Genomic DNA, 12569 nt, shown 5'->3' on the forward strand with positions numbered 1-12569 from the left:
CCTCCGCATCACCGCCCCCGGCCACCGCACCACCCACCTGGCGCTCGCGGCCCACGCCCGCCCGCGCACGGGTACGGGCGACGAGGACGACGCCGCGGCTGCGGCGGACACCGCGGACGCCGACGTCGCCGGCGAGCGGCGCGTCCCCCTGCGCCTCTCCTCGGTACGCACCGGCCCGCAGGAGACGTTCGACATCGACATGCGCGGCTCCCGGCACAGCACCTGGGAGGAGGAGCCCACCAAGGTCGGCGGCGCGCGCCGCCTCGTCCTGCCGGGCGCGGTCCCCCTGGGCCGCCTGCCGCTGCCCCAGCGGCTGCGCGGCCTGACCGGACCACACTCCTCGCGTCGCCTGGGGGACGGCTCCGAGCTGCGCGACATCCACCCCTTCACGCCGGGCGACCGGCTGCGCCGCATCGACTGGCGCACGACCGCCCGCCGGTCCCCCGAGCTCGACACCCTGTACGTGCGCCGCACCTACTCCAGCGCGGAGGCGAGCGCCGTGCTCGTCGTCGACTCCCGCGACGAGGTAGGGCCCGACCTGCGCACCTGGCGCGGCTACGGCACCCTCCGCGTCGACGAGCCCACGTCCCTCGACCTCGCCCGGCACGCCGCCGCCTCCGTCGCCCAGGCGCTCGTCGAGACCGGCGACCGCGTAGGCCTGGAGGACCTGGCCCGACGACGGCGTCCCCTGCCGCCCGCGTCCGGACGCCGCCACCTGCGCCGCGTCGTGCACGGCCTCGCCCTGGCCCACCCGAAGGACCGCGCCACCGAGCACCGGGTCCGCCCGCCGCAGGTCCCCGCCGACGCCGTCGTCTACCTGTTCACCACCGTTCTCGACGACGCGCCCCTCCTGCTCGTCCGCACCTGGCGCACCAAGGGCCACCCCGTGATCGTCATCGACACCCTGCCCGACCTGCACCCCGTCATCGAGCACCACCTCTGGATCGCGTGGCGCATCACCCGCCTGGAACGCGAGGACCGCCTCGCCGCCCTCGAGCGCGAGGGCGTACCGGTCGTGCGCTGGGCCGGATCCGAACGCGACCAGGCCGCCGTACGGTTCGAGGCCCTCGCCCGCGCCGCACAACGGCACGTGCCCGGCCGGGTACCAGGCCCACGGACGGCAACCCCATGACCCGCTACCTCATCGCCGAGTGGATCCGACAGTTGCGGCTCCGCCTCCACGACCCGGCCCGCCGGCCCCTGCCCGAAGTCACCGCCGAGACCGGACCCACCCTGCGCGGCTGGGTACTGCGCCTCGCCCTCCTCGCACTCACCCCGGCACTGCTCCTGACGGCCGCCAGCCGCAGCCCCGGCATCCCCGACCCGATGGTCTGGACACTGGTCCTCCTGTGCACCGGCCTCCTCGTCGCACGCCCCACCCCCACCACCGCCGGCGGCGTCGTCGTCCTGTCCGGCGTGCTCCTGTGGGGCCTCGACTCCGAACCCTTCGACCCCTGGTCGCTCCTCGTCGCCCTCCTCGCCTACCTCCTGTCCCGCGCCACCTGGTGGGCCGCCCACCTCCCCCCGCGCAGCCGCGCCGAGATCGCCGCACTCCTGGTCGGCTGGCGCCGCGACCTCGCCGTCCTGGGCGGCACCGGCCTCCTCGGCGGGCTCGCCATGCTGACTTCCGGCGCCGCCCTGCCCGGCGCCGTCCTGCTCGCGGCGCTCGCCGTGGTGGGTATCGCGTTCCTCGCGCTGGCGACCGGCGGCTCGGCGCGTGACGATGGACGGAGCTGATCCGGCCGGAAGAGAGGACCCCGCGCATGTCCCCGAAGCTGCCCCGCTACACCGTCCCGTCGCTCACGCCCCAGGAGGGGGCCAAGGTCGCCGAGATCCTTCAGCAGCGGCTGCACGCGCTGAACGACCTGCACCTCACCCTCAAGCACGTGCACTGGAACGTGGTGGGCCCGCACTTCATCGGCGTGCACCAGATGCTGGACCCGCAGGTCGACTCGGTCCGCGTGATGGTCGACCAGATCGCGGAGCGCATCGCCACGCTGGGCGGCGTCCCCGTCGGGACGCCTGGTGCGCTGGTGACCGCCCGCAACTGGGACGACTACAAGCTCGGGCGTGCGCCGGCGATCGAGCACCTGGCTGCGCTGGACGACGTGTACGACTCCGTGATCACGTTCCACCGCAAGGCCGCCGACGAGACGGCCGATCTGGACACCGTCACGAACGACCTGCTCATCGAGCACCTGCACGACCTGGAGCAGTTCCACTGGTTCGTCCGCGCCCACCTGGAGTCCTCGTCGGGCGCGCTTCCCGACTGATGCCACGCGCATCGTCCCCGCACGTGTCGGACGCTCAGGTCACCACGGTGACCTGAGCGTCCGACACGTGCGGGTTTGCTGTCAGGAACCGATAGGCGTGAAGTCCCGGGCGCCGAGGAACTCCGGGCGCGCCTTCTCGGCGGCGAACGGCTCGACCGCGGTGTTCTCCACGCTGTTGTAGACCAGGAAGATGTTCGACCTCGGGTACGGCGAGATGTTGCCGTTCGAACCGTGCATGCAGTTGCAGTCGAACATGATGGCGCTGCCCGCCTTGCCCGCGAGGACGTCGATGCCGTGCTCGTCGGCCATGCGGGTCAGGATGTCCTCGTCGGGGGTGCCGGCGTTCTGCATCACCAGCGAGGACTTGTAGTTGTCGTTCGGCGTCCTGCCCGTGCACGAGACGTACGTCTTGTGCGTACCGGGCATGATCATGAGCGGGCCGTTGAACGAATAGTTGTCGGTCAGCGAGATGGAGATGCTGACCGTCCGCATCCGGGGCAGGCCGTCCTCGGCGTGCCACGTCTCGAAGTCAGAGTGCCAGGCGAAGTCACCGCCGCCGAAGCCGGGCTTCAGGTTGACCCGGCTCTGGTGGATGTACACGTCGGAGCCCAGGAGCTGCCGGGCCCGGCCGACCACGCGCGGGTCACGCGCGATGCGGGCGAACACGTCGCTGCTCTTGTGCACCTCGAAGATGGTCCGCACCTGCTGAGAGGTGCCTTCGATGATGGTGCGTTCGTCCGCCCGGACGAACGGGTCGGTGGCGAGCCGCTGCAGCTCGGCCCGGAACTCCGCCACCTCGGTGGGCGTGACGAGGTCCTCGAACACGAGGTACCCGTTCCGGTCGAACCCGTCCAGGTGCTCCTGGTCGAGCGGGCCATCGGCCGCGCTGCCCCAGACCACCGCGTCCTGGCGCGGGATCTCTGACGCGTCGCCCTCGACGCGCGTCGGATACAGGTCCTTGCTGGTGGTGCCCGTCGTCATACGGCAACCTCCTCCTCGGTGATGTCTACTTCCTTGAGTCCTGCCTCGCTGATCTCTGGTTCGGTGATCAGCGGGTAGACGCCGTCGGCGTCGTGCACCTCCCGGCCCGTGACCGGCGGGTTGAACGTGCAGATCAGCCGCAGATCGGTCTTCGGCCGCATGGTGTGCTTCTCGTTGCCGTCGAGCAGGTACATCGTCCCGTCCGAGATCTCGTGGATCTCGCCCGTCTCGCGGTTCTCGAGCTCGCCCGTGCCGCCCACGCAGTACACGGCCTCGATGTGGTTGGCGTACCACATCTCGGTCTCGGTACCTGCGTACATCGTGGTCTCGTGGAACGAGAACCCGACACCTTCCTTGGCGAGCACGAGCCTCCGGCTGCGCCAGGTCTTGGACTGCACGTCGCGGTCGGTGCCGTCCAGATCGGCCAGTCGTGTCACTATCACTTGTCTTCCTCTCCTCGGGGTCGGTTCCCGTCCTGCCCTGTGCCGGACTGCGCGGTGTCGGAGATGACCGGAGCACCGAGCACCTCCGCGGCCGCCGCCGCGATGATGTCGACGCCGGAACGCAGCTCGTCCGACGTGATCGTCAGGGCGGGCATGGTCTTGAGGACCTCGTCCTCGGGCCCGGAAGTCTCGACGAGCAGGCCGCGCTCGTACGACGCCGCCGCGATCTTCGACGCCGCCGAGTCGTCCGCGAACTTGATGCCGGTCAGGAAGCCGCGGCCCTTGACGACCGCGCCCTCGTAACCGTCGGCGATCCGAGTCAGGCCGTCGTGCAGCTCGGCGCCACGCTCGCGCACCGAGCCGGCGAACGTGTCGTCGGACCAGAACTCGTTCAGCGCGGCGGTGCCGGTGACGAACGACGTGTTCTGGCCGCGGAACGTGCCGTTGTGCTCGCCCGGCTCCCACTGGTCCAGGTCGGGCCGGATCAGCGTGAGCGCCATCGACAGCCCGAAGCCCGAGATCGACTTCGAAAGGCACACGATGTCGGGGGTGATCCCCGCCTCCTCGAAGCTGAAGAACTCGCCGGTACGGCCGCAGCCGGCCTGCACGTCGTCGAGGATCAGCAGGATCTCGTGCGCGCGGCACAGCTCTGATAGGGCGCGCAGCCACTCGGGCCGCGCCGCGCTGAGCCCGCCCTCGCCCTGCACCGACTCCACGATGATCGCGGCGGGCTTGTCGACGCCGGAACCGCTGTCGCTGAGCACCCGCTCGAGCCACAGGAAGTCCTCGGTCGCGCCGGAGAAGTAGTCGTCGTACGGGATCTTCGAGCTGTTGGTCAGCGGCAGGCCGGCGCCGTTGCGCTTCATCGAGTTCCCGGTCACCGCCAGGGCGCCCAGGGTCATCCCGTGGAACGCGTTCGTGAACGACAGGATGTGCTGGCGGCCAGTCACCTTACGGGCCAGCTTCAGCGCGCTCTCCACGGAGTTCGTCCCCGTCGGACCGGGGAACATGACCTTGTAGTCCAGGTCGCGCGGCGCCAGGATCCGGTCCCGGAACGTCGTCAGGAACTCCCGCTTGGACGCGGTGTGCATGTCGAGCGAGTGCACCACCCCGCCACTCCGCAGGTAATCGATCAGCGCTTCCAGCAGCACCGGGTGGTTGTGCCCGTAGTTCAGGGCACCTGCCCCCGCGAAGAAGTCGAGGTAACTTCGGCCGTCCTCGGCGTGCAGCGTGCTGCCCGCGGCGGTCGTGAACGTCGCGGGCCAGGTCCGGCAGTAGCTGCGGACCTGGGACTCGAGCTCGTCGAAAACGCTGCTCGCGCTGTTCGAGACGGTGCCGTTCGAGACGGTGCTGGTCGAAGACGTGCCGATAGGCACAGCGGTATTCGGGCGCATGGCTCCTTCCACGGTCCGGTCCCGGTGACCGGACTCGGCTGTGGTAGCTCGGTTGGTGTGTTCGGTTATCTGGGGAACGACCTGGACGGGGTCAGGAGAGTGGCCCGATGCGGAACACGAGCTCCGCGTCGTGGCCGTCCGGGAACGCTTCCGTCGGGAAGACGGTCCGCACGTCGACGGGCGCACCCTGTGCCGACGCGAAGGACATGAACAGGGCGATCGACGCCGTGTTGTCCGAGGTGATGGTGGTCTCCACGTGAGTGCAACCCGGGTGCTGCTCGGCGAGGTGCGCGAGCATCCGGGAGGCCAGGCGCTGGCCGCGATAGGCATGGTCCACGGCCACCTGCCAGACCATCAGCGTGGTCGGCTCGTCGGGCCGGACGTACCCGGTGACGAACCCAGCTGGCTCGCCGTCCACGGTCACGATCACGGAGGTCCGGGCGAAGTCACGTGCCCAGAGGAGATACGCGTAGGACGAATTCAGGTCCAGCGTCTTGCTGTCGCGCGCTAGGCGCCACATCGCTGCTCCGTCGGCGACGGTGGGCTCCCTCAACGCCACCGTGGTTTCGGTCGGATGGATGTGCTTGAGTTCCTCTTCGAGGTTCTGCATGACAAATCGACCGTAACGAACTTGCGCGGCGATTGCACATTGCGATCTCGTGACGATCGGGTTACCGGCTTGTTCTTGCGGCAAATTCGGGGTCACGCATCGGCGCGCCACCCTGCCGCGCTACCGTGTCCCGGGTGACCGAGCCATTCATCCGCCCCTACCGCACCACCGACCGTGCCGACGTCGCCGACATCTGCGTCCGCACCGCCGCGGCAGGCGGCGACGCCCGTGGCGTCTACTCCTCCGACCAGCTCATGCCCGACGTCTACGCGCTGCCCTACGTCGACCACTCCCCCGACCTCGCCTGGGTCGTCGAGCACGAAGGCCACGCACGCGGCTACATCCTCGGCGTCGCCGACACCCAGGCCTTCGCCGACTGGTGGGAACACGGGTGGACACCCGGCTTCGTCGCCCGCCACCCCGCCGTCGGCCCCGCCACCGGCAAGAACCCCCGCTACACGGAGGCCCAGCTCCTGCACGACGGCGCCGACCCCCAGCGCATGGTGCGCGGCCTGCGCCACGGCGAGCTCGCCACCCACCCCGCCCACCTGCACATCGACCTGCTACCCGTGCTGCAACGCCGCGGCCTCGGCTCCCGCCTCATCGACACCCTCCGCGCGGCGCTTGCCGAGCGTGGCGTGCCGGGCGTGCACCTCGGCTATTCGGCGGAGAACACGGCGGCCCGCGTGTTCTACGACCGCTACGGGTTCACGGAGCTCCCGTCCTCCACCCCGGAGGCCCCGCTGATGGGCATCGCCACCACCTGACGGGCCGGTCACGGCCCTTCCGACGCCTCCAGCCAGGCGCGGCGGACCTGTTCGAAGCGGGTGGGCAACGGCGGGCGGAGGGCGCCGTAGCGCGCGTTCGTCCGGTGCACGAACCGGCGCCACGACAGGACCAGCCCTTGCCGGGTGATCGGCAGACCCGACGCGACGGTGGTCCCGTTGTCGTGCGTGTGGTGCACCGTGAGCAGCAACGCCCTCGGCACGGAACCCTCCAGCTCGGACGCGAGCTCCTCGCGCACGACCATCCAGTGCTTCAGCAGCACCACGATGTCGGCCGGCAGCAGGTGCCGTCGCGGCGTGCGGTGCTTGCCGTGCCGCACGAGCACGCTGCCCTCCGACGCCCGGGCGCGCGCCGGCCCGAGGTCGATGTCCTCGACACGCACGCGCAGCAGGTCCCCGTACCGGGCACCGGTCGCCCGCACCAACCCCGTGATCACCGCTAGGCGCACGGCCTCCGGCTTCGCACCCGGCCGCATCGCCTCCGTGGACAGCTCGCGCCACACCCACTCGGCCTCCTCGAGGCTCACGGGAGGCCTCGGGTACCGGGCGAGCTCCCCGCTCCGTGCTTGTGGTGACATGGCATCGGTACTGGTCATGGTGTGAATCTACGCTTGGCACACTATTAATCAAGGGGAAACGCCGCAGACGGGTGGACCGCGGAACGCACGTAGGCTCGTCCGGTGGACCTCCCCAGCACCATCGCGCGCCCCGTCGACCACGAGCTGGTCATCAAGAAATCGCGCTTCCTGGCCCACCTCGCCCCCGCAGGCAGCGTCGCGGAGGCCGACGCCGTCATCGCGCGCCTCCGCAAGGAGCTGTGGGACGCCCGCCACCACTGCGTGGCGATGGTGCTCGGCACCTACGCCGAACAGGCCCGCTCCTCCGACGACGGCGAGCCCGGCGGCACCGCCGGCGTACCGATGCTGGAGGTGCTCAGGCACCGCGCCGTGACGGACGTCGTCGCCGTGGTCACCCGCTACTTCGGGGGCGTGAAGCTCGGTGCGGGAGGGCTCGTGCGCGCCTACTCGGGTGCGGTGGCCACCGCCCTCGACGTCGCCGCCACCTCCGGGGCCCTGCTCCGCCGCGAGCTGCTCCACGAGGTCACGGTGGACGTCCCGCACGGAGCCGCCGGCCGTATCGACAACGTGCTGCGCGACTGGGCAGCGTCGCACGGTTCCGTCATGGAGCAGCCCGCCTACGACGCCGTCGCGCACCTGCGCCTGCTGGTGCCCCCGTACGAGCTGGACACCCTCTCCGCCGACGTGGCCGCCGCCTCGGCGGGCACCCTCTCCCCCGCGGTAGGCGACGCCCGGGTGGTGAACGTTCCCGCGCGTCTTCCTTGACTGGCTCCCCCGTGCGGGTGAAGTCTCTGGGCACCCAGCCCTGAGGAGTGTGGTGCTGAGCATCCTGGTCTGCGTGCTCGGCGCGTACGCGGCTGCGCGGCTGCGGTACCGCGGCCGGGCCGTCACGAACGGCATCATCCTCGCGGTCTACCTGTTCCCCGGGATCGTGCTGGCCGTGCCGAAGTTCGTGATCCTGTCCCGGCTGGGCCTGACGAGCACCCTGGTGGGGCTCCTGATCGTCTACGTCGCGGCCACGGTGCCGGTCGCGCTGCACATGATGCGGAACTTCTTCCTCGCGCTGCCGCAGAGCGTCGAGGAGGCCGCGATCATGGACGGCTGCTCCCTGGGCCAGCTCCTGGTCCGGGTGGTGCTGCCGATCGCGATCCCGGGCGTGGTCGCCACCGCCGTCTACGTGTTCATGATCGCCCGGAACGAGTACTTCTACGCGCTGCTGTTCCTGGTGCAGCACCGCGAGCTCTGAACGGCGCCGCTCGGCATTGCGCAGCTCGGCGACTTCCAGGTGCCCGTGACGGTGCTCCTGGCCGGGTCCATCGCGGTGACCGTGCCGGTGGTCATCGTGTTCTTCCTGGCCCAGCGGTGCATCGTCGCGGGCCTGGTCCAGGGAGCCGAGCGCTGAGCCGGCCCCCTGGACTGCTGCGTCAGAACCCGTCGGGGCCGATCGTCGCGCCGTCGGGCACCGTGCCGCCGTCGCCCGCTAGTGCTGCCTTGCCCTCGGCGCGGACGCCGGACCCGAAGGTCCAGTCGCCGCGGACCGTCAGCGAGTCGGCGTCGCGCAGCGACGGCGCGCCGGCGGCGAACCGCCGGCTGAAGCCGTCGATGAGCTTGTAGTGGTCCTTGTCGAGGTCCACGAGGGGGGCGAGGGCCTGGGCCTCGAGGCGGTAGTCGTCGGTGAGGTCGTACACGTCGGAGCGGAGCACGAGCAGGTCGTTCGTGGTCTTGACCGGCAGGAACCGGGACCGTTCGACCTCGATCGCCGTCGCGCCCTCGAAGACGGCGACGGCCGCCCCCATGGCGGACTCGATCTGCACCACCTTCGGCGACGACGAGTCGGCCGGGTCCACGGTCTTGTCGTTGCGGATCAGGGGCAGCTCGAGGACGCCGGAGGTCCGGTCCAGCTCGGCGGCGAGCGCCTCGAGGTTGAACCAGAGGTTGTTGGTGTGGAAGAACGGGTGGCGCGTGGCGTCCAGGGACGCGGCGACGTCGTCGGGGTGGGTCTGCGCGGTCTCGCGCTGGACGATGCGGCCGTCGGCCTTGCGGATGACGAGCTGGCCGCCCTTGACGTCGGCGGGCGTCTTGCGGCAGAGCTCGGCGGCGTAGGGGGCGCCCGACGCGGCGAACCAGCCGGCGATGGTGGCGTCGGGGGTGGCACCGAGGTTGTCGGAGTTGGACACGCACATGTACCGGAAGCCGGCCTCCAGGAGCGCGACGACGACGCCGGAGGCGTGCAGCGCCGGGTAGAGGTCGCCGTGCCCGGGCGGGCACCACTCGAGCGTGGGGTCCTTCTCCCAGGTGACGGGCGTGAGGTCGTGGCTAAGGAGCTTGGGCTCGCGGTTCTGCAGGAAGTCGACGGGCAGGCCGTCCACGGCGATGTCGGGGTACCGCTGCAGGGCGGCGAGCGTGTCGTCGCGGGTGCGGAACGAGTTCATGAACAGCAGCGGGAGACGGGCGCCGGTGGCCCACCGCGCGGCCCGGACCTGGCCGACGATGATGTCGAGGAAGGTGAGCATCTCGGGCTCGGCACCTGGTTCGGCGCCCGACGGCGCGACCCGGACCGGCAGCAGCGACTTGGCCTGGTCCATGCCCATGGAGGTGCCGAGCCCGCCGTTGAGCTTGAGCATCGCGGTCTGTGCGAGGGCCGCTGAGGCGTCGTCGTCGCTGATCGTCAGGTCGGCCCGGTTCGGGATGTCGACCAGCGGGTCGATGTCGCCCTCGCGGATCAGGCCGGTCTCACCCGCCTGGAGCAGGTGGTAGAACCGCGTGAAGGTCTCGATGGCGGCGGGCGCCACGCCTGCGTCGGTCATCTTGGTTCGGGCCTGCTCGAGCCCGGTGAGGTCCGTCATGAGGCACAGGCTATTCGAAGCCTGTGACACGAGGCGCGGGCAGCTCGGAGCGCGGGCTCACTCGAAGCGGGACGGGTCCCCGGCACCCACGCGGACGACGTCGGGGAACCCCTCGGACCAGTCGACGACGGTCGTGGGCTCGGTCCCGGCGTCGCCGCCGTCGACCACCGCGTCGAGGACGTGGTCGAGCTCCTCCTTGATGGTCCAGCCGTCGGTCATCGGCTCGGCCTGGCCGGGCATGATCAGCGTGGAGGAGAGCAGCGGCTCCCCGAGCTCGCGCAGCAGCGCCTGCGTGACGGCGGAGTCGGGGATGCGGACGCCCACCGTCTTCTTCTTCGGGTGGGCGAGCCGGCGGGGCACCTCGGCGGTGGCCGGGAGGATGAACGTGTACGGGCCGGGTGTGGCCGCCTTGATGGCCCGGAACGCGGAGTTGTCCAGCTTCACGAGCTGCCCGAGCTGCGCGAAGTCGGAGCAGACGAGCGTGAAGTGGTGCTTGTCGTCGAGCCGCCGGATGCCGCGGATGCGGTCGGCGCCGTCGTGGTACTCCATGCGGCAGCCCAACGCGTAGGAGGAGTCCGTCGGGTAGGCGACCAGGGCGTCGTCGCGCAGCATGGCGACCACCTGCCCGATGGTGCGCGGCTGAGGGTCGACGGGGTGGACGTCGAAGTAGCGGGCCATGCCGCCGAGCCTAGTCGGATGCCTGGTCGGGTGCCTGATCGAGCCCGGTCGGGTACCCGACGGGACGCCCGGCGAGCGCCCGGCCGAGCGCTCAGGTCAGGGCGCGGAGGAGCTCGTCCGAGCTGGCGTTCCCGCCCGTGCAGACGACGCCGACGCGGCGTCCGGCGAATCGTCCGGGATCGGCCAGGACGGCGGCGAGGGCCGCGGCCCCGGCTCCCTCGGCGACGGTGTGGGCGCCGGTGAGGTACAGGCGCTGGGCGGCGGCGATCTCGTCGTCGGACACGAGGACGACGTCGGTGAGGTGCTCGCGCATGAGCGCCTGCGTGACCTCGAACCCGCACCCGACGGCGAGCCCCTCCGCGCGCGTGGTGTTCGGGCGCTCGACGAGCTCTCCGGAGTGCCAGGAGTCGTGCGCGGCGGGCGACGCGGCGGACTGGACGCCGATCACCTCGGTGTACGGGGCGACGGCGGCGGCCACCAGGCCGGCCGCGGCGGCGCCGGACCCGCCGCCGACGGGCACGACGAGCGCGTCGAGGCCTGGCGCCTGCTGGAACAGCTCGAGGTACAGCGTGCCGACGCCTGCGATGATGGCCGGCTCGTTCGCCGCGCCCACGAGGCGGGCGCCCGACTCGTGGGCGAGGTCGGTGGCCCGGGCCCGGGCGTCGTCGAACGTGGCGCCGTGCAGCAGGACGTCGGCGCCCAGGTCCAGCACGGCCCGCAGCTTCACGGGGTTCGGGTCGTCGGGCATGACGATGGTGCACGCGGTGCCGGTCAGGCGGGCTGCGTAGGCGACGCCCTGCGCATGGTTGCCCGTGGAGTAGGCGACGACGCCGCGGGCGCGCTCGGCGTCGGACATCGAGAGCAGGAGGTTGCTCGCCCCGCGGGCCTTGAAGGCACCCGTGCGCTGCTGGTTCTCGTGCTTGACGACGATCGCCGCGTCGGTGGCGCGGTCGAGCTCGGCGTACTCCCCCACGGGCGTCCGGACGACGACGCCGTCCAGGCGGGACTGCGCGGCCAGGACGTCGGTGATGGTCGGGAGCGTGGCGGGGTTCGCCACGGGGCGGGGGTGGGCGGTCGCGAGCATCATGAACCCAGCGTGACCCCGACATGACCCATAGGTCCAATACCTGTTGCGGAGACTTTCCATCGATGGCACCTATCTTTCTGCGTTAGCCTGGAGTCATGACCGCAGAGCTCGACCTCACCCGGCTGCGCGTCCTCGCGGCGGTAGCCCGTACCGGCTCCGTCACGGCCGCGGCGAAGGAGCTGCACTACGCGCAGCCGTCGGTGAGCCACCACCTGTCCCGCCTGGAGGCCGACGCCGGGATCCCGCTGCTCCAGCGGCACGGCCGCGGCGTCCGCCTCACCGAGGCCGGGCGCCTGCTCGCGAGCCGCGCCGAGGAGATCCTCGGCCGCGTCGAAGGCGCGCGCCGCGAGCTCGACGCGCTCGCCGGCCTGCGCGCCGGCCGCGCCCGGCTCGCCGCCTTCCCCTCGGCCCTGGCCACCCTCGTGCCCGACGCCGTCTCCCGGCTCGTGCAGGAGCATCCCGGCCTGTCGGTGGGCCTGGTCGAGTTCGAGCCGCCGGACGCCGTCGCCGCCCTGCAGTCCGGGGCCGTCGACGTCGCGCTCGTGTTCGAGCACGTCGACGTGCGGCACGCCCGCTCCATGGAGGACCTGTCGCGCTTCGAGTCGACGGACATCCTGGACGACCCCGTCAACCTCGTCACGGCGGCCACCCTGGACGCCGCACCCGTGGCCGGCTACGTGCCCGACCTGAAGACGTTCGACGACCAGGACTGGATCGCCGGCTGCGAACGATGTCGCGCCGACCTGGTAGCCCGGTGCGCGGCCGTGGGCTTCGCCCCCCGCATCGCCTTCGAGACCGACGACTACGTGGCCGTGCAGGCCCTGGTCGCCGCGCGCGCCGGCGTCAGCCTGCTGCCCGGGCTCACCCTGCGCGCCCACCGGCACCCCGGCATCG

At 71.4% G+C, this 12569-nt stretch carries 15 protein-coding genes; 7 read left to right on the forward strand and 8 right to left on the reverse strand.

Annotated elements, in window-relative coordinates; genetic code table 11:
- From EW117_RS28960 to EW117_RS28970, 3 genes are all read left to right on the forward strand, one after another.
- Positions 1–1132 (forward strand): DUF58 domain-containing protein (locus tag EW117_RS28960; protein ID WP_129790186.1); only part of this gene is annotated, 1132 nt, incomplete at its 5' end.
- On the forward strand, positions 1129–1737 hold the full coding sequence (locus EW117_RS28965) for a hypothetical protein (RefSeq protein WP_129790187.1): 609 nt from the start codon (positions 1129–1131) through the stop codon (positions 1735–1737). The genes EW117_RS28960 and EW117_RS28965, both read left to right, overlap by 4 nt.
- A gap of 26 nt (positions 1738–1763) precedes the next feature.
- Entirely contained in the window at positions 1764–2273 is a 510-nt protein-coding gene (locus tag EW117_RS28970; protein WP_129790188.1) for a Dps family protein, read from the forward strand.
- Positions 2274–2354: 81 nt separating this feature from the next.
- Here the strand turns inward: EW117_RS28970 and thpD are convergent, their stop codons facing one another.
- The 4 genes from thpD to ectA all read right to left on the reverse strand — a co-directional run bounded on the left by thpD (position 2355) and on the right by ectA (position 5701).
- Positions 2355–3254: an ectoine hydroxylase gene (thpD, locus tag EW117_RS28975; RefSeq protein WP_129790189.1), complete on the reverse strand. Its 900-nt coding sequence runs from the start codon at positions 3252–3254 to the stop codon at positions 2355–2357.
- A complete protein-coding gene (locus EW117_RS28980) occupies positions 3251–3697 on the reverse strand; it encodes an ectoine synthase (protein WP_129790190.1) in 447 nt (148 codons plus the stop codon). Before EW117_RS28980 ends, thpD begins: the two co-directional genes overlap by 4 nt.
- Positions 3694–5091, reverse strand: coding sequence for a diaminobutyrate--2-oxoglutarate transaminase (ectB, locus tag EW117_RS28985; RefSeq protein WP_129790191.1), 1398 nt, complete (start codon positions 5089–5091; stop codon positions 3694–3696). Before ectB ends, EW117_RS28980 begins: the two co-directional genes overlap by 4 nt.
- Positions 5092–5182: 91 nt before the next feature.
- Positions 5183–5701 (reverse strand): diaminobutyrate acetyltransferase, encoded by a 519-nt coding sequence (gene ectA, locus EW117_RS28990; protein WP_129790192.1) that lies wholly within the window; start codon positions 5699–5701, stop codon positions 5183–5185.
- A gap of 134 nt (positions 5702–5835) precedes the next feature.
- On the opposite strand from ectA, the gene EW117_RS28995 reads away from it, so the two are divergent.
- Positions 5836–6468, forward strand: coding sequence for a GNAT family N-acetyltransferase (locus EW117_RS28995; RefSeq protein ID WP_242504648.1), 633 nt, complete (start codon positions 5836–5838; stop codon positions 6466–6468).
- An 8-nt stretch (positions 6469–6476) separates the two neighbouring features.
- Here EW117_RS28995 and EW117_RS29000 read toward each other — a convergent pair whose 3' ends face one another.
- A complete protein-coding gene (locus EW117_RS29000; protein ID WP_242504649.1) occupies positions 6477–7082 on the reverse strand; it encodes a tyrosine-type recombinase/integrase in 606 nt (201 codons plus the stop codon).
- A gap of 84 nt (positions 7083–7166) precedes the next feature.
- Here EW117_RS29000 and EW117_RS29005 point away from each other — a divergent pair, with 84 nt between their 5' ends.
- Both EW117_RS29005 and EW117_RS29010 read left to right on the forward strand, forming a co-directional pair.
- Positions 7167–7829, forward strand: coding sequence for an IMPACT family protein (locus tag EW117_RS29005; RefSeq protein WP_129790194.1), 663 nt, complete (start codon positions 7167–7169; stop codon positions 7827–7829).
- A 52-nt stretch (positions 7830–7881) separates the two neighbouring features.
- Positions 7882–8310, forward strand: coding sequence for a carbohydrate ABC transporter permease (locus EW117_RS29010; RefSeq protein ID WP_207212127.1), 429 nt, complete (start codon positions 7882–7884; stop codon positions 8308–8310).
- A 178-nt stretch (positions 8311–8488) separates the two neighbouring features.
- Here EW117_RS29010 and EW117_RS29015 read toward each other — a convergent pair whose 3' ends face one another.
- From EW117_RS29015 to EW117_RS29025, 3 genes are all read right to left on the reverse strand, one after another.
- Complete coding sequence (locus EW117_RS29015; protein WP_129790195.1) at positions 8489–9910, reverse strand: UTP--glucose-1-phosphate uridylyltransferase; 1422 nt, start codon at positions 9908–9910, stop codon at positions 8489–8491.
- 57 nt (positions 9911–9967) lie between these two features.
- Positions 9968–10588: an L-threonylcarbamoyladenylate synthase gene (locus tag EW117_RS29020; RefSeq protein WP_129790196.1), complete on the reverse strand. Its 621-nt coding sequence runs from the start codon at positions 10586–10588 to the stop codon at positions 9968–9970.
- Between the two features lie 91 nt (positions 10589–10679).
- Entirely contained in the window at positions 10680–11675 is a 996-nt protein-coding gene (locus EW117_RS29025; protein WP_242504650.1) for a threonine ammonia-lyase, read from the reverse strand.
- Positions 11676–11770: 95 nt separating this feature from the next.
- On the opposite strand from EW117_RS29025, the gene EW117_RS29030 reads away from it, so the two are divergent.
- Positions 11771–12569 (forward strand): LysR family transcriptional regulator (locus tag EW117_RS29030; protein ID WP_165362917.1); only part of this gene is annotated, 799 nt, incomplete at its 3' end.

This window comes from Promicromonospora panici, from assembly GCF_900608595.1.
In the GTDB taxonomy this organism is placed as follows: Bacteria; Actinomycetota; Actinomycetes; order Actinomycetales; family Cellulomonadaceae; genus Promicromonospora; species Promicromonospora panici.